At 60.2% G+C, this 16,879-nt stretch carries 16 protein-coding genes and 1 pseudogene; 11 read left to right on the top strand and 6 right to left on the bottom strand.

Going from position 1 to position 16,879, the window contains the following annotated elements:
* Positions 1-3: 3 nt before the first annotated feature.
* Positions 4-282 carry a type II toxin-antitoxin system RelE/ParE family toxin gene (locus LCU97_RS23420; protein WP_053151961.1) on the bottom strand — a complete coding sequence of 93 codons (279 nt, stop codon included), beginning with the start codon at positions 280-282 and terminating at the stop codon, positions 4-6.
* Positions 283-486: 204 nt separating this feature from the next.
* On the opposite strand from LCU97_RS23420, the gene LCU97_RS23415 reads away from it, so the two are divergent.
* From LCU97_RS23415 to LCU97_RS23405, 3 genes are read left to right on the top strand one after another with little or no spacing between them, the layout of a single operon-like run.
* Positions 487-1,017 (top strand): (2Fe-2S)-binding protein, encoded by a 531-nt coding sequence (locus tag LCU97_RS23415; RefSeq protein ID WP_053151671.1) that lies wholly within the window; start codon positions 487-489, stop codon positions 1,015-1,017.
* Positions 1,014-2,003 carry an FAD binding domain-containing protein gene (locus LCU97_RS23410; protein ID WP_053151669.1) on the top strand — a complete coding sequence of 330 codons (990 nt, stop codon included), beginning with the start codon at positions 1,014-1,016 and terminating at the stop codon, positions 2,001-2,003. Before LCU97_RS23415 ends, LCU97_RS23410 begins: the two co-directional genes overlap by 4 nt.
* Positions 2,003-4,201 (top strand): xanthine dehydrogenase family protein molybdopterin-binding subunit, encoded by a 2,199-nt coding sequence (locus LCU97_RS23405; protein ID WP_232777905.1) that lies wholly within the window; start codon positions 2,003-2,005, stop codon positions 4,199-4,201. Before LCU97_RS23410 ends, LCU97_RS23405 begins: the two co-directional genes overlap by 1 nt.
* Here LCU97_RS23405 and LCU97_RS23400 read toward each other — a convergent pair.
* Positions 4,198-5,433 carry an MFS transporter gene (locus LCU97_RS23400; RefSeq protein WP_053151665.1) on the bottom strand — a complete coding sequence of 412 codons (1,236 nt, stop codon included), beginning with the start codon at positions 5,431-5,433 and terminating at the stop codon, positions 4,198-4,200. The genes LCU97_RS23405 and LCU97_RS23400 overlap by 4 nt on opposite strands.
* 477 nt (positions 5,434-5,910) lie before the next feature.
* Between LCU97_RS23400 and LCU97_RS23395 the strand changes: the two genes are divergently transcribed.
* From LCU97_RS23395 to LCU97_RS23385, 3 genes are read left to right on the top strand one after another with little or no spacing between them, the layout of a single operon-like run.
* Positions 5,911-7,350 carry a cytochrome ubiquinol oxidase subunit I gene (locus LCU97_RS23395; RefSeq protein ID WP_232777904.1) on the top strand — a complete coding sequence of 480 codons (1,440 nt, stop codon included), beginning with the start codon at positions 5,911-5,913 and terminating at the stop codon, positions 7,348-7,350.
* 3 nt (positions 7,351-7,353) lie between these two features.
* The gene (gene cydB, locus LCU97_RS23390) at positions 7,354-8,361 is read left to right on the top strand and encodes a cytochrome d ubiquinol oxidase subunit II (RefSeq protein ID WP_053151661.1); all 1,008 of its coding nucleotides are present in this window, start codon (positions 7,354-7,356) and stop codon (positions 8,359-8,361) included.
* Positions 8,362-8,382: 21 nt separating this feature from the next.
* Positions 8,383-8,547 (top strand): DUF2474 domain-containing protein, encoded by a 165-nt coding sequence (locus tag LCU97_RS23385; RefSeq protein WP_082339747.1) that lies wholly within the window; start codon positions 8,383-8,385, stop codon positions 8,545-8,547.
* Between the two features lie 149 nt (positions 8,548-8,696).
* On the opposite strand, the gene LCU97_RS23380 is transcribed toward LCU97_RS23385, so the two are convergent.
* Positions 8,697-9,821, bottom strand: a complete 1,125-nt coding sequence (locus LCU97_RS23380) for a methyltransferase (RefSeq protein WP_232777903.1) — start codon at positions 9,819-9,821, stop codon at positions 8,697-8,699.
* Between the two features lie 181 nt (positions 9,822-10,002).
* A complete protein-coding gene (locus LCU97_RS23375) occupies positions 10,003-10,716 on the bottom strand; it encodes an autoinducer binding domain-containing protein (protein ID WP_053151657.1) in 714 nt (237 codons plus the stop codon).
* Between the two features lie 292 nt (positions 10,717-11,008).
* On the opposite strand from LCU97_RS23375, the gene LCU97_RS23370 reads away from it, so the two are divergent.
* Entirely contained in the window at positions 11,009-11,785 is a 777-nt protein-coding gene (locus tag LCU97_RS23370) for a ferredoxin--NADP reductase (RefSeq protein ID WP_232777902.1), read from the top strand.
* Between the two features lie 40 nt (positions 11,786-11,825).
* Here LCU97_RS23370 and mscL read toward each other — a convergent pair whose 3' ends face one another.
* Positions 11,826-12,239 (bottom strand): large-conductance mechanosensitive channel protein MscL, encoded by a 414-nt coding sequence (gene mscL, locus LCU97_RS23365; RefSeq protein WP_232777901.1) that lies wholly within the window; start codon positions 12,237-12,239, stop codon positions 11,826-11,828.
* 283 nt (positions 12,240-12,522) lie between these two features.
* Between mscL and LCU97_RS23360 the strand changes: the two genes are divergently transcribed.
* The 3 genes from LCU97_RS23360 (at position 12,523) to radA (ending at position 16,208) form a co-directional block, all read left to right on the top strand.
* On the top strand, positions 12,523-14,064 hold the full coding sequence (locus LCU97_RS23360) for a catalase (RefSeq protein WP_053151651.1): 1,542 nt from the start codon (positions 12,523-12,525) through the stop codon (positions 14,062-14,064).
* A gap of 182 nt (positions 14,065-14,246) precedes the next feature.
* On the top strand, positions 14,247-14,798 hold the full coding sequence (locus LCU97_RS23355) for an ankyrin repeat domain-containing protein (RefSeq protein ID WP_053151649.1): 552 nt from the start codon (positions 14,247-14,249) through the stop codon (positions 14,796-14,798).
* 42 nt (positions 14,799-14,840) lie between these two features.
* Positions 14,841-16,208 (top strand): DNA repair protein RadA, encoded by a 1,368-nt coding sequence (radA, locus tag LCU97_RS23350; RefSeq protein ID WP_232777900.1) that lies wholly within the window; start codon positions 14,841-14,843, stop codon positions 16,206-16,208.
* A 55-nt stretch (positions 16,209-16,263) separates the two neighbouring features.
* Here radA and LCU97_RS23345 read toward each other — a convergent pair whose 3' ends face one another.
* Positions 16,264-16,620 (bottom strand): PilZ domain-containing protein, encoded by a 357-nt coding sequence (locus LCU97_RS23345; protein ID WP_053151646.1) that lies wholly within the window; start codon positions 16,618-16,620, stop codon positions 16,264-16,266.
* Positions 16,621-16,779: 159 nt separating this feature from the next.
* On the opposite strand from LCU97_RS23345, the pseudogene LCU97_RS26940 reads away from it, so the two are divergent.
* A pseudogene (locus LCU97_RS26940) lies at positions 16,780-16,879 on the top strand (carbon starvation CstA family protein); the annotation flags it as partial.

Below are 16,879 nucleotides of genomic sequence, written 5' to 3'. Positions count from 1 at the left end.
TGATCAGTGGTAATCCAGATAATCGACCAGTTCGATATCGGATCCGATGAAGCGAAAAATAATTCGCCAGTTGCCCGACACGCTCAGTGACCAGTATTCGGTGAGTTCCCCTCTGAGTGGATGCAGTCGCCACCCAGGGATATCCAAGTCGTTCGGGACCTGTGCCCTGTCCATGAACTGGAGTATGCGAGCCAGGCGTTTTCCATGGTCAGCCCGGATGCCACGGGTCGAACCCGTTTCATAAAAGATCCTGAGGCCTTTGTGCTGGAAGGATTTAATCATGGAATTGAGTGTAAGGCGATACATTACACATGGTGCGGTATCTATATACCGCTCGCGCCCGACAGATTTGTGCGTTCTGCGCTTGGTAGGGCTTTTTCACATGCGCCGCATTTACCTTGAACGCTCTCCCTCACCCTGAAGTCGTACCCCTTATGACGGCGGTTTCCGAAAACGCCGCGTGTACGACCAACCGTGAGGTGTTCCATGAGCGCGACCCTGTCCGAAGCGACGCCGGTGTCCTTCGTCCACCATCCGATTCGCCTGACGCTCAACGGTCAGTTGCGTGAGTTGCAGGTGTTGCCCTGGACCACGCTGCTGGACTTGTTGCGCGAGCAGTTGGATCTGGTGGGCAGTAAGAAAGGCTGTGACCACGGTCAGTGCGGGGCCTGCACGGTGCTGCGCGACGGCAAGCGGATCAACGCCTGCCTGACCCTGGCGGTGATGTGCGATGGTGCTGTATTGACCACTGTTGAAGGCCTGGCCGACGGCGACCGACTGCATCCCATGCAGCAGGCGTTCATCAAGCATGACGCTTTCCAATGCGGCTATTGCACGCCGGGGCAGATCTGTTCAGCGGTAGCGCTGGCCCATGAGGGCAGGGCGCAGACCCGTGAGCAAATCAGCGAACTGATGAGCGGCAACCTGTGCCGGTGTGGCGCCTATAACAACATCCGTGACGCCATCGAAGAAGCCTTGCCGCTCTGCCGACAGCCAGAGCAGGGAGGTGACCAGTGAATCCCTTTCAATACAGTAAGCCCGACACCGTGCAGGCGGCCATCGACCTGTCCAGTCCGACGTCACGCTTCATTGCCGGTGGCACGAACCTGCTGGACTTGATGAAAGAAAACCTCACCCGCCCCGAACACCTGATCGACATCACCGGACTGCCCCTGGCGGATCTCAGCGAAACCCCGTCCGGCGGGGTGATGATCGGTGCCCTTGTGAGCAATGCCGACCTGGCCTGGCACCCCTGGATCGAACGTCGCTATCCGCTGTTGTCCCAAGCCATCCTGGCGGGCGCTTCGCCGCAGTTGCGCAACATGGCCAGCACCGGCGGCAACCTGCTGCAACGTACGCGTTGTTACTACTTCTACGATGCCAACGTGCCGTGTAACAAGCGTCGGCCCGGCAGCGGCTGCCCGGCCCGGGACGGATTGAACCGGATCCACGCGATTTTCGGTGCCAGCGAGTACTGTGTCGCGACCCATCCCTCGGACATGTGCGTCGCCCTCGCGGCCCTTGAGGCCGTGGTCCATGTTCTGGGCCGGGGCGGGGCGCGGACCATCGAATTTGCGGACTTTCATCGTCTGCCTGGCGACGCGCCGGAGCGGGACAATCAACTGGCCGATGACGAACTGGTGACGGCCATCGAGTTGCCCGCTCCCGGTTTTGCCGACCACAGCCATTACTTGAAGATCCGGGATCGGGCGTCGTACGCCTTTGCACTGGTTTCGGTGGCGGTGGCGCTGGAACTGGACGGACCGACGATCCGTGAGGCGCGCCTGGTCCTGGGGGGCGTGGCCCACAAGCCCTGGCGCGACCGGGCGGTGGAAAGTTGGTTGAGCGGCCGGACCGTCAGCCGCGAGACGTTCACGGCCGCCGCCGATGCGCTGTTGCAGAACGCCGAGCCGTTGGCACACAACGGTTTCAAGGTTCGTCTGGCGCGCCGGGCGATCGTCCGGGCCTTGAGCGATGCCGCACTGGCGGGAGGGAATGCCTGATGAACATTGCAAAATCCATAGGACAACCGCTGGATCGGGTCGATGGTCTGCTCAAGGTGACAGGCCAGGCCCGTTATGCCGCTGAATATCCCGCAGACGGCTTGTTGCATGGCAGCGTCGTGTCGGCGCCTATCGCCTGTGGCCGTGTGTTGCGCATCGATGCGACCAAGGCATTGGCGTTGCCGGGTGTGATCGCGGTGATCGATCACACCAACCGTCCCAGGATCGCCAGCTACGACGAACCCTACCAGGACGCCGATGCGGCGGAAGGTTCGCCGTTCCGGCCGCTGTACAACGACCAGATTCTCTACAGCGGGCAGCCGCTGGCCCTGGTGGTTGCGCAAAACCTTGAGCTTGCCCGCTATGCCGGTTCGCTCATTGAAATCGAATACGAAGCTCAGGACCATCAGACGGATCTGGCAATCCTGCAAAACGAAGCCCATCCGGCACCGGCCGAATTGCCTAAGCCTCGTGGGAATTTTCAGGGTGAGTACGCCAGTTCAGCGATCAGCGTGGATGTGTCCTACAGCACGCCGGTGGAACATCACAACCCGATGGAACCCCATGCGTCCACGGTGTTGTATCAAGCGGACGGCGGCCTGCACATCCACGACAAGACCCAGGGCGCGCAGAACTGCCAGGCTTACATTCAGAAAGTCTTTGGCCTTGAGAAAGAACAAGTGCGGGTGTTCGCCGCCTTCGTCGGCGGCGCCTTCGGTTCCGGCCTGCGGCCTCAATATCAGTTGCCCCTGGCAGTGATGGCCGCGCTGGCTCTCAAACGGTCCGTGCGGGTCAGCCTGACGCGTCAACAGATGTTCACCTTTGGCTATCGGCCTCGGACGTTCCAGCGCGTGCAATTAGGCGCGGCGGCCAATGGACGCTTGCTGGCGGTGGCGCACTCCGCCACTGGCCAGACGTCGCGCTTCGAAGATTTCACCGAGCACGTGGTGGAGTGGAGCGGCATGCTTTATCACTGCGACAACGTGCAACTGACTTACAAACTGGTGCCGCTGGATGTCTACACGCCCCTGGACATGCGGGCTCCCGGCGCCGCTCTGGGCTTGATCGGCCTGGAGTGCGCCATGGATGAACTGGCCTGTGCGCTGGCGATCGATCCGATCCAATTGCGCTTGATCAACTACGCCGAGCGCAACGAGAACGAAGGCAAGCCGTATTCCAGCAAGGCGCTGCGAGAGTGTTATGCCGAAGGCGCCCAGCGCTTCGGCTGGGACAAGCGCAACCCCGAACCGCGCAGCATGCGCTCCGGTCGGCAGTTGGTCGGTTGGGGGATGGCGGGAGGCGTGTGGGAAGCCATGCAACAGAAGGCCAGCGCCCGTGCATCGCTGGATGCTAACGGCAAGCTGACGGTCAGCAGCGCCACCACGGACATCGGCACCGGCACCTATACGGTCATGACTCAGATCGCCGCCGGGACGTGTGGGGTTTCCCTGGACGACGTCACGTTTGTCCTGGGCGACTCTTCACTGCCGACTGCCCCATTGCAGGGTGGTTCATTCACCGTCTCCTCAGTGGGTACTGCCGTGCAGCAAGCCTGTGAGGCGCTGAACGAGAAGCTGCTGGACGTGGCCCGGCAGACCTGCCCGGCCTTCGCGGGTGCGACCCTGGAGCAAGTGACCTTCGCAGACGGCCAACTGTGGTCAGGCGATGAAAGCGTACCGCTGGCGCACTTGGCGCAAAGCAGTGGCGAGACACCGTTGCAGGCTGAAGTGAGTGCCGGGCCTGACAAAAAACGCGAGGCCTATGCCACGGCCACGCATTCAGCGGTATTCGTCGAGGTGCTGGTGGACGAAGACCTGGGCACCGTGAAGGTCAATCGAGTGGTCAGCGCGATTGCCGCTGGAAGGGTGATCAACCCGAAAACCGCCCGCAGCCAGATCCTCGGTGGCGTGGTCTGGGGCATCGGCATGGCTCTGCACGAAGAGACTCTGACCGACCACGCCCTGGGTCGGCACATGAACCACAACCTGGCCGAATACCATGTGCCGGTCAACGCCGATATCGGCGACATTGAGGTGGTTTTCGTCGAGGAAGATGATGAGATCGTCAACGCCCTGGGCTCCAAGGGCGTTGGTGAGATCGGCATCGTGGGGGTGGCAGCAGCCGTGGCGAATGCGATCTATCACGCCACCGGCAAGCGGGTGCGGGAGTTCCCCATCACCCTCGACAAGTTGCTCTAGGCTTTCGCGGCGACCGGTTCGTGCATCCGGTCGCGGTTGGCCAGGGTCGGGAACAACTTGATCCAGGCCCCGGTCACCAGCAGCGTGCCCACACCGCCCATGACCACCGCCGGCACGGTGCCGAACCAATGGGCGGTCAGGCCCGATTCGAATTCGCCCAACTGGTTCGAGGCGCCGATGAACAGGCCGTTCACCGCGCTGACCCGGCCGCGCATTTCATCCGGGGTTTCCAATTGCACGAAAGAAGCGCGGATCACCATGCTGATCATGTCCGCCGCGCCTAGCACCACCAGCACCGCCAGGGAAAACCAGAAGGATGTGGAAAGACCGAACGCAATGGTGGCGACGCCGAACACCCCCACGGCAGTGAACATCACCCGGCCCACGTTGCGCTCCACGGCGAAACGCGCCAGCCACAACGACATCAGCAAGGCGCCCACCGCTGGGGCCGAACGCAACAGGCCCAGTCCCCAGGGGCCGGTGAGCAGGATGTCCTTGGCGAACACCGGCAACAGCGCCGTCGCCCCGCCCAGCAGCACCGCGAACAGGTCCAGGGAAATGGCCCCGAGGATGTCCGGGCGGCTGCGAATGAAGCGTATCCCGGCCAGCAGCGAATCGAGGGTGGCCTTGCCTTTGTTCAGCGGAGTTTGGCGAGCGGGCAGGTTGAGCATCAGGCAACAGGCGATGAGGTAGAGCGCCACGGTCGGTCCATAGACCCAGACACTGCCGAACGCATAGAGCAGCCCGCCGAGAGCAGGGGCGACGATGGTGGCCGATTGCTGGGCCGATTGCGCGGCGGCCACGGCACGGGGAAATAGTTCGGCGGGCACGATGCTGGGCAACAACGCCTGGGTGGTGGGCATTTCGAAAGAGCGGGCGGCACCCAGCAGGAACGCCAGAATGAAGATCATCTCGCGGGTGACCTGGTCGGTGGCGCTGCCGATGACCAGCGCCAGGGCGATCATCGCCTGCATCGACTGGCAGATTGCCGCGACCTTGCGCCGGTCATAGCGGTCGGCCACGTGGCCGGTGTGGAGCATGAACAACACCCGCGGTGCGAACTCCACCAAACCCACGAGCCCCAGGTCCAGGACATTGCCGGTCAACTGGTAGAGGTTCCAGCCGATGGCGACGGTGAGCATCTGGAAACCGCTGGCGGTAAAGATCCGGGCCAGCCAGAAGGCGATGAAAGGGCGGTGGTGACGGAGCAGCAACGGCGCTTGGCTGGGCATCTATGATGGGTCCGGTGGAGAGGGCATCGAGATTATCACCGAGCTGCGATGGGAGGTACGATCACTGGAAAAATAGTTAGCCAAACATCGATTTGGGCACCCGTGGAAGCAAAGCTTGCTCGCGATAGCGGTAGACCAGCCAACAGGGTTGTCGACTGAGCTGCCGTAATCGCGAGCAAGCTTTGCTCCCACAGTCATTACCCGCAACCTTATCTTCCATTGGGCTTTCCTATTGCTGAACCGACTGAGACAACCTGTCACGCGGCAAAAGACCACGCCGTTCATCGGCGGGAATGCGACTACTCTTTGATCGAAGCTTGATCCAGATCAACACCACGTCAAGGTGTTGGGCTGGGCAGACACCTGCGTTGTGAAGGTTATTAAAAAGAACGATTTGAAATGCATCGCACTCCATATCCGTGGGGGTCGTGATGCAGGCCCCGCCCGCAGCCGGTTTTACCTGACAGAGGAAGACTTATGTTCGGTTTGGAGGCGCTCGATCTCGCCCGGATCCAGTTCGCATTCACCATTTCGTTCCACATCCTGTTCCCGGCCATTACCATCGGCCTGGCGAGTTACCTGGCGGTGCTCGAAGGCCTGTGGCTCAAGACCCGCGATGACACCTACCGCGACCTGTACCACTTCTGGTCGAAGATCTTTGCCGTCAACTTCGGCATGGGCGTGGTATCCGGACTGGTCATGGCTTATCAATTCGGCACCAACTGGAGCCGGTTCTCGGACTTCGCCGGTGCGATCACCGGGCCGCTGCTGACCTACGAAGTGCTCACGGCATTCTTCCTCGAAGCGGGCTTCCTGGGCGTGATGCTGTTCGGCTGGAATCGCGTCGGCCGTGGCCTGCATTTCTTTTCCACGGTGATGGTGGCGATCGGCACGCTGATCTCCACCTTCTGGATCCTGTCCTCCAACAGTTGGATGCAGACGCCGCAGGGATACGAAATCGTCGATGGCCGGGTGATTCCGGTGGACTGGCTGGCGGTGGTGTTCAACCCGTCATTCCCTTACCGCCTGCTGCACATGTCCACGGCGGCGTTCGTTGCCACGGCATTTTTCGTCGGCTCCTCGGCGGCCTGGCATTTGCTGCGCGGCCGCGATAACCCGGCCATTCGCCGCATGCTGTCGATGGCGATGTGGATGGCTTTGCTGGTGGCGCCAATCCAGGCGGTCATCGGTGACTTCCACGGGCTCAACACCCTCAAGCATCAACCGGCGAAGATCGCGGCCATCGAAGGCCACTGGGAGAACGTCGGCAATGAGCCAACCCCGCTGATCCTGTTCGGCTGGCCGGACATGAAGGAGGAACGGACCAGGTTCGCGGTAGAGATTCCCTACCTGGGCAGCTTGATCCTGACCCACAGCCTGGACAAGCAGGTGCCGGCCCTCAAGGAGTTCCCCCCTGAGGATCGACCGAATTCAACCATCGTGTTCTGGTCGTTCCGGGTCATGGTGGGACTTGGGCTGCTGATGATCTTCACCGGTCTGTGCAGCTTGTGGCTGCGTCGCAACGACCGGATCTTCCAGTCGCGTCCGTTTCTGCATCTGGTGTTGTGGATGGGGCCATCCGGGTTGGTCGCGATCCTGGCCGGCTGGTTCACCACCGAAATCGGCCGCCAGCCATGGGTGGTCTATGGCTTGATGCGCACGGCCGATGCTTCGTCCGGTCACAGCTTCGCCCAGATGAGCATCACCCTGGTGCTGTTCGTGGTGGTGTACTTCGCGCTGTTCGGCGCGGGCCTGAGCTACATGATGCGCCTGGTGCGCAAGGGGCCTGTGGCTCACGAAGCCGAGCCGACCGATGGCGGCCCGGGCCAGAAACGCACCCCGGCCCGTCCGTTGTCGGCGGCCAACGAAGGCGCCGACGAAGCCGACCACAACGACCGCTCGAACAAGGGGAATTGAGTCATGGGTATTGATCTTCCGCTGATCTGGGCCGTGGTCATCATCTTCGGCATCATGATGTACGTGATCATGGACGGCTTCGACCTGGGAATCGGCATTCTTTTCCCTTTCATCAAGGGCGAGCGCGACCGTGACGTGATGATGAACACCGTGGCCCCGGTCTGGGACGGTAACGAAACCTGGCTGGTGCTGGGCGGCGCGGGTCTGTTCGGCGCGTTCCCGCTGGCTTATTCGGTGGTGCTCTCGGCGTTGTACCTGCCGTTGATCCTGATGCTCATCGGCCTGATCTTCCGGGGCGTTGCCTTCGAGTTCCGCTTCAAGGCCAAGGCCGACAAGCGACACCTCTGGGACAAGGCCTTCATCGGCGGCTCGCTGGCGGCCACCTTCTTCCAGGGGGTAGCGCTGGGCGCATTCATCGACGGCTTCGAGGTGGTCAATCGTCAGTATGCCGGGGGCTCCCTGGACTGGTTCACGCCGTTCACCGTGTTCTGCGGCCTGGCACTGATCGCTGCCTATGCCTTGCTCGGTTGCACCTGGCTGATCATGAAGACCGAAGGCAAGCTGCAAGAGCAGATGCACGACTTGGCGCGGCCGCTGGCGTTCGTGGTGCTGGCGGTGATCGGTATCGTCAGCATCTGGACGCCGCTGGCCCACGCCGACATCGCGGCCCGCTGGTTCACCCTGCCGAACCTGTTCTGGTTCCTGCCAGTGCCGATCCTGGTGCTGGTGACCATGTACGGGCTGTTCCGCGCCGTGGCCCGCAATGCGAACTACACGCCGTTCATCCTGACCCTCGTACTGATCTTCCTCGGCTACAGCGGCCTGGGCATCAGCCTGTGGCCGAACATTGTGCCGCCGTCCATCTCGATCTGGGACGCGTCGTCACCGCCCCAGAGCCAGGGCTTCATGCTGGTGGGCACGTTGTTCATCATTCCGTTGATCCTGGTGTACACCTTCTGGAGCTACTACGTGTTCCGGGGCAAGGTGACCCATGATGACGGTTACCATTGATTGACCTGCGAGGTGCCGAGAATGGCCAAGCCAGACTTGAAAGAAATCGAGGCCGCCGAAAAAAAGCCGCTCTGGCAACGGCTTGGCTGGCTCGCGGGTATCTGGGCGGGGAGTGTGCTGGCGCTGTTTATCGTCGCCAGCCTGATGCGCATGTTCATGAACGCCGCGGGCCTGACCACTCATTGATTTCTCTGTGGAAGCAAGACCTGTGGGGGCAAAGCCTGTGGGAGCAAGGCTTGCCCGCGATGAAGACAACGCGGTCTCTGAAGAATCAAGGTGCTTGCATCGCGAGCAAGCTTTGCTCCCACAGAGGACGATCTCCCACGGAGGACGATCTACTTACGGGCTTTGAGAATCACGAATTTCGGGGTCGCGGCCACTTGCTCGACACCCCGGAACAGCCGCGCCAGTTTGCTGTGATAGCCCAGGTGGCGGTTGCCGACGATGTACAGCGCGCCGCCGACCACTAACGCCTCGCGAGCCTGCTGGAACATCCGCCAGGCCAGGAAGTCGCCCACGACCTGTTGTTGATGGAAGGGGGGATTGCACAGCACCACGTCCAATGACTGCGCAGCTTGCCCGGCCAGGCCGTCACCGGCCCGCACGGTCACCTCGCGCTCGCCCAGGGCCGCCCGCCAGTTCTCTGCGGCCGATTGCACGGCCATGTAGGATTCATCCACCAGTGTGTAGTGGGCCTGTGGGTTCTGCAGGGCGCTGGCAATCGCCAGCACGCCGTTGCCGCAACCCAGGTCCGCGACTTGGGCTGCTCCCAGGTTCTTCGGCAGATGCGGCAGGAACGCCCGGGTGCCGATGTCCAATCCTTCCCGGCAGAACACGTTGGCATGATTGAGCAGTTCGATCTGCGGCTCGTCCAGTCGGTAGCGGGTAGGGTAGGGCGATACTGTCGGCGCCCTGTCGGCAGGCGTGGCGACCAGCAGGCGTGCTTTTTTCACTGCCAGGGAGGCCTGCACCGGGCCGATGTAGCGTTCCAACAGATCACCCGCCGCCCGAGGCAGGTGCTTGACCATGGCCCCTGCAATCACCTGAGCCCCTGGCGCCAACTGGCCTTGCAGGCGGATCAGTTGCTCTTCCAGCAGGGCGAGGGTTTTAGGCACCTTGATCAGGACCCTGTCGAAGGGGCCGGTCAGCGGCTCGCTGGCCGGCAAGGTCGGCACCGTATCGAAGGGGCGCCCGTTGCGCACCAGGTTCTTTTCCAGTGCCTGCAAGGCCAGGAACGAGTCGCTGCTGCTGATGACCTCAACGTGACCGGCCAGGCTGGCTGCCAGGGCGCCAAATCCATCATTAAGGATCAGGATCCGGGTATTCGTGGTCGGCTGTTGTTCGGCCAGGTAGGCGAGCAGGTATTCATCGGCCGCGTCGAAGGCTTGCAGGGGTTCGTTCTGCTGTTCGGGCTGGCGGATCAAGTCGAGCTGGGCGAAGGGGCTGTCAAGCAGGGGCATGGCTGGGGACTCTGGCAATCGACGGATGTCCCGCTGCCCTGGGGCAGGTGTTCGCAGCGGGACCGCCTGAATGAACAGCGTCGCGTGCTAAGCGCGTCATCATTCAAGTGGAACCGTGAATGTTACGTTTTTTCGCCGTGCAATACTCGTGGGTTTTCAAGGCCGATGGCGTAGGCCGCTATCAGATCACGTGAATGTGCGCCGCCTTGGCAACGGCTGAGATCTTATTGTTGACGTTCAGTTTTCGCATGCAACTGCACACATGGAAATTCACCGTGCGTTCGGAAAGACAAAGGATCCTGCCCACCTCCGACGCGGTCTTCCCTTCGGCGGACCATTTGAGCACTTCGATCTCTCTGGGGGATAAATGACATTTTTGTGTCATTTCGGTCGCGTCGAACATCTTCTTGCTCGCCAGTGCATGCAACCGCTGGCTGGCGAAAATGGCGTAGCCCAGATTCCCGTAATGCTCTTCTATATCGATGGGGCAGTCGGTCCGGGCGAGGCTGAACAGGCTGCAATAGATGCCTTGTTCGTCATGAATGGATTGGGTCCAGCCGTACCTGAGGCCTTGTCGGTTAAGTTCTTCCCATAACTTGGGCGTCTGGGCAAAGAGGGTTTCGTCCCAGAGAATGGGGAGTGGCGATTGATTGCAGTGTGCTACTACAGGGTCCTTCGAAGCATACCCGTTCTGTTCATATAATCTGTCCCATCCATAAGGGTAATTATTCAGGTTTACCTTGTTGGTATGGTTGTTGGGGCTGCCGAGATAAGCGGCAAATGCACAAAATTCAAATCCCTGATTATTAAAGAAATTCAAGACCAGGCGATAGGCTGTATGCAGGTCTTTTTCGCAGGATAACTTCCTCAACTGTAAGTCCTTCCACTTGTCCATCACAATCTCCTGAGTTGACATTCAGCTGCGTGGATCCAATTTGTGGTGCGAAGGAATAGTGTAGGACTTTTCCCGATTTGTAGTTAGATTTTTTGTTGTTGCTTGCGGCGAGCTACATTGGATAAAAAACTTTGAATCATTGTTACTGCTACAGCAGTCGTCTGTTTGTATAACTTTTGTATGAGTCATAGCATCGAATCACCATGCCATGACTCAATGCCACTACTCTCTGTCGGTGGTTAGCTCGCCCACTTTGCGGGACACTGTGGTTTCTTGTTCCCTGGAGTGGCTCATGACCGACAGCGCAGAGAAGTTCACCCGCCAGACCCTGCTGGAGGTGCGACCAGTAACGCCTCATCTGTTCACCTTGCGGACGTCTCGGGATCGCGGTTTCCGTTTCACGGCAGGTCAGTTCGCCCGGCTGGGGGTCGTCAAGGATGATGGAAGTACCGTCTGGCGCGCCTATTCCATGGTTTCTTCGCCATTCGATGACTATCTCGAATTTTTTTCCATCGTCGTTCCGGACGGGGAATTCACCAGCGAACTCAACCGCCTGCAACCGGGCGACAGCCTGTTGGTGGAGCGTCAGGCCTTTGGCTATCTGACATTGGACCGTTTTGCGGACGGCAGGGATCTGTGGCTATTGTCCACCGGGACGGGAGTGGCGCCGTTTCTTTCGATTCTCCAGGATTTCGAGGTATGGGAGAGGTTCGAACGGATTGTTCTGGTGTATAGCGTCCGCGAGGCACGGGAGCTGGCGTATCAGGACCTGATCGATGGTCTGGCCCGGCGTGATTACCTGGCCGAGCATGCGCACAAGTTTCGTTTCATCGCGACGGTGACCCGTGAGCAGCATCCTGGCGCGCTCAATGGGCGCATCACCACGCTGATTGAAAACGGCGAACTGGAGCGGGCGGCTGGCATCACGCTGGTGCCGGAGCATTCGCGGGTCATGCTGTGTGGCAACCCGCAGATGATCGATGACACGCGCAAGCTGCTCAAGGCCCGCGGACTGCAATTGAGCCTTACCCGGCGACCGGGCCAGGTGGCAGTGGAAAACTACTGGTAGGAAAAGGGCGTCGCAAGACGCCGTATTCGACGTGAATTGATCACTGCCTTTCGTTCTGCGCCTTGAGCAGGTCGCGGATTTCGGTCAGCAACTGCTCTTCTTTGGTCGGAACCGGCGGTGCGCTGGGCGCCACGGCCTCTTCGCGTTTGAGACGGTTGATGGCTTTGACGCCCAGGAAAATTGCGAAGGCCACAATCAGGAAGTCCACCGTGGTCTGGATGAACTTGCCGTAGGCCAGCACCACCGCCGGAGTATCGCCCTGGGCGGCCTTGAGTGTGATTGCCAGGTCGCTGAAATCCACTCCGCCGATCAGCAGGCCGATGGGCGGCATCACCACATCGCCGACAAATGAAGAGACAATTTTTCCGAACGCAGCCCCGATGATGATCCCGACGGCCATGTCGACGACATTGCCTTTGACCGCGAAGGCCTTGAATTCGCTTAGCACGCCCATGAGTAATTCCTTGTGACAGATGAGATTGAATGGCAGTGTAATTCAGCCAGGCGCGCCCCGCTCGACACGCCTGCTTACAAAACGCCTCCTTATCGACCCGGGGCCTGTCTAAAAGTTTACAAAGTGCCATCAATCGCGCGTGCTACACGCATTCCAGCCCACTCACCAATAACGTTTTTTCTATCACGGCGGTATGGCATTTCTATTTAGGTTTTGCTTTTTCGGGCACTAGCCTCTGAAAAGCGCACATGGATGCGCTCTATAACATCAGAGGAAAAATCCGATGAATACTTCCCTTGGCGGCGGAACGCTTTCGCCCCGTCGCGCCCTTTTCGCACTGACCGCTGGCCTGTTGTCCTTCTCTGTCAATGCTGCCACCCTGACCCGGGATAACGGGGCTGCGGTTGGCGATAACCAGAACTCGCAGACGGCAGGTCCCAACGGTCCGACCCTGCTGCAAGACGTGCAGTTGATCCAGAAACTCCAGCGCTTCGACCGTGAACGCATTCCCGAACGTGTGGTACATGCCCGTGGCACTGGCGCCCATGGTACTTTCACGGTGTCCAACGACCTCAGTGATCTGACCAAGGCGAAGGTCTTCGCGGCAGGCCAGACCACGCCGGTGTTCGTTCGCTTTTCGGCCGTGGTGCATGGCAATCATTCCCCGGAAACTCTGCGCGATCCTCGTGGCTTCGCTACCAAATTCTACACGGCGGACGGTAACTGGGACTTGGTTGGGAATAACTTCCCGACCTTTTTTATTCGCGATGCCATCAAGTTTCCCGATATGGTCCACGCGTTCAAACCCGACCCTCGGACCAACCTGGATGATGACGCTCGTCGATTCGACTTCTTCTCCCATGTGCCAGAGGCGACGCGAACCCTGACCGAGCTGTATTCAAACTCCGGCACTCCGGCCAGTTATCGCGAAATGGATGGCAATGGCGTACACGCTTACAAACTGGTGAATGCCAAGGGCGACGTTCATTACGTCAAGTTTCACTGGAAAAGTTTGCAGGGGTTGAAAAACCTCGATCCGAAAGAAGTGGTGAAAGTTCAGGGGCAAGATTACAGCCATATGACCAATGATTTGGTCAGTCATATCAATAAAGGGGACTTTCCGAAGTGGGACCTCTACGTTCAGGTTCTCAAGCCGGAGGAGTTGTCCCGTTTCGATTTCGACCCGCTGGACGCGACCAAGATTTGGCCGGGTGTGCCTGAGCGCAAAGTCGGACAAATGGTTTTGAACCGTAACCCGGCCAATGTCTTCCAGGAAACCGAACAAGTGGCAATGGCGCCGGCCAACCTGGTGCCTGGCATCGAGCCTTCCGAGGATCGTCTGTTGCAGGGGCGTGTGTTCTCCTATGCCGACACGCAGATGTACCGGGTAGGCGCCAATGCATTGCAGTTGCCGATCAACGCGCCCAAGGTCGCGGTGAACAACGGTAACCAGGACGGCGCGATGAACCTCGGCAGCACCAGCACCGGCGTCAACTATCAACCCAGCCGCCTGATGCCTCGTGACGAGCAGTCTTCGGCGCGCTACAGCCAGACCGCGCTGACCGGCAGCACCCAGCAGGCGAAGATCCAGCGTGAGCAGAACTTCAAGCAGGCCGGTGACCTCTATCGCTCGTTCAACCAGAAAGAGCGCAATGACCTGATCGAAAGCTTCGGTGGGTCGCTGGCGACTACCGATGATGAGAGCAAGCACATCATCCTGTCCTTCCTCTACAAGGCCGATCCTGAGTACGGCACTGGCGTGGCCCGTGTCGCCAAGGGCGATCTGGCGCGGGTCAAGGCGTTGGCGGAAAAGCTGACCGACTGATCCACCGGTAGCAGGGGTAGACCCAGTGGGAGCGAGCCTGTCCGCGATGCGGTGGATCAGTCAGTGACGATGTCGGCTGATAGCCCGCTATCGCGAGCAGGCTCGCTTCTACATGGGCTTTGGTGATCTTGGGGTTGGTGTACACCACCGACTTCCTGTGAGACTGCACCTAAGGAGATGTCATGAAGGGTAGATTTCTATTGCCGATAGTTGCGATCTGGTCGACGGTCGCGCTCGCCGACCAGCCAGTACCTGCCGACCCGGCTGCCGTACAGGAACAACTGCATAACTATTATTTCGACGCCGCCCGCCGGGGCGATATGGAGATGCTCGATACCTTCATCGAGGCGGGTTATTCGCTCGACACCCAGGATGAAAAAGGCTACACCGCACTGATTCTGGCGGCTTATCACGGCCAGGGGCCGGCGGTGGAACGGCTGCTGGCCGCCGGGGCAAATGCCTGTGCCCAGGACAAGCGCGGTAACACGGCGCTGATGGGGGCCATTTTCAAGGGCGAAGTGCAGATCGCCCGTCGTTTGATGTCAACCGATTGCAGTCCCGACCAGCGCAACGCTGCCGGGCAGACTGCGGCGATGTATGCCGGCCTGTTCAAGCGTGCCGAGCTGCTCGACGCCTTGAAGGCCAAGGGCGCCGACCTGCAAGCGACGGACCCGCTGGGCAATACCGCGGCGGATCTGGCCAAGGGTGAAATCAGAATGCCGGCCCCTCGTTGACCTCTGCCTGGGCTATCATCGCGGTTTTTCCCGGGGGTTCAGATGGCCAAGGCAAAGCGCATGTACGGCTGCACCGAGTGCGGCTCGACCTTTCCCAAATGGGCCGGCCAGTGCAGTGAATGCGGCGCCTGGAACACCCTGACCGAAACCATGGTGGAAAGCGGCGGGGCGGCGGCACCCACCGGTCGTACCGGGTGGGCCGGCCAGCAGGCGCAGATCAAGACCCTGGCCGAAGTCAGCGTCGAGGAAATCCCGCGTTTCTCCACCGCGTCCGGTGAGTTGGACCGCGTATTGGGTGGCGGCCTGGTGGACGGTTCGGTGGTGTTGATCGGCGGGGATCCGGGCATCGGCAAATCCACCATCCTGCTGCAAACCTTGTGCAACATCGCCACCCGGATGCCGGCGCTGTACGTCACGGGCGAGGAGTCGCAGCAACAGGTCGCCATGCGCGCCCGGCGCCTGGGATTGCCCCAGGATCAACTGCGGGTCATGACCGAAACCTGCATTGAAACCATCATCGCCACGGCCCGCCTGGAAAAGCCCAAAGTGATGGTGATCGACTCGATCCAGACGATTTTCACCGAGCAACTGCAATCGGCACCGGGCGGCGTCTCCCAGGTGCGTGAAAGCGCGGCGCTGCTGGTGCGTTATGCCAAGCAGAGTGGCACGGCGATTTTCCTGGTGGGCCACGTCACCAAGGAGGGCGCGTTGGCGGGCCCGCGAGTGCTGGAGCACATGGTAGACACCGTGTTGTATTTCGAGGGTGAGTCCGATGGTCGTCTGCGTTTATTGCGGGCGGTGAAAAACCGCTTCGGCGCGGTCAACGAACTGGGGGTGTTCGGCATGACCGACAGGGGGCTTAAAGAAGTCTCCAACCCTTCGGCGATTTTTCTGACTCGTGCCCAGGAAGAAGTGCCGGGCAGTGTAGTCATGGCCACTTGGGAAGGTACCCGTCCAATGCTGGTGGAGGTACAGGCACTGGTGGACGACAGTCACTTGGCGAACCCGCGCCGCGTCACCCTGGGGCTGGATCAGAACCGACTCGCCATGTTGCTGGCTGTCCTGCATCGACACGGGGGGATCCCGACCCACGACCAAGACGTTTTCCTCAACGTGGTGGGCGGTGTGAAAGTGCTGGAAACCGCCTCCGACCTGGCGCTGATGGCGGCGGTGATGTCCAGCTTGCGCAATCGACCGCTACCCCATGACCTGCTGGTGTTCGGTGAAGTGGGGCTGTCGGGCGAAGTGCGGCCGGTGCCCAGTGGTCAGGAGCGACTCAAGGAAGCGGCCAAGCATGGCTTCAAACGGGCGATCGTGCCCAAGGGCAACGCACCGAAGGAAACGCCACAGGGTTTGCAGATCATTGCCGTGACACGCCTGGAGCAGGCGCTGGATGCGCTGTTCGAATGATACCCGCGCTGTGGAAAGACCTGTGGGGGCAAGCCTGCTCCCACAAAGAGGCCGATCAAATCCGGATCAACGCCGCAAATTCCCGCTCCAGCTCCTCCTGATCGCCGAGGTTCAATTCCACGAACCGGCGCAGATAGGAAATGGAGTCCAGATCGATATGCTCACAGACGAAACCCAGGTGGCCATGGTCGTCGTGGGTGAGCCGGACTTCCATTTTTACCTCGACGTCCTTGCCCAGGTGGATATCGGCTTCGAAGGTTTTCTCGGGATCACCCAGCCAGGGTTCGGGTTTTTTGATCAGCAGACCTTTGAGAGACAGGTCCAGCAGCTCCACTGGCCATTTGTATGGCTTCTGGATCAGTTCGGTCCTGGCATGGAATTCGATTCGTACAAAGCGGCGGCGATCGCTCATTACGCTTTTCCCTCCGGAGATCCATTGACTATAGACCCCAACTGGCAGGGCATCGCCATCTTTCGCCCGCTGGCAGACGAATGTCGAGTATGGTCTTTGTCCGGGTTAGCGCTAAACTCCAGTGGCTTCTTTCTTGTCCACTCTGGCTGGAATATAAAAATGACAAACAATAATAGCCTGCTGCGCCATATTCCCTGGCTACTGCTGGCCGTCGTGGGAGCGTGTGCCCTGGGCGTCGTTGCATTACGCCGAGGCGAGG

The organism is Pseudomonas uvaldensis, assembly GCF_021271205.1.
Lineage (GTDB): Bacteria > Pseudomonadota > Gammaproteobacteria > Pseudomonadales > Pseudomonadaceae > Aquipseudomonas > Aquipseudomonas uvaldensis.
This window is presented reverse-complemented; position numbering and strand designations above follow the sequence as displayed.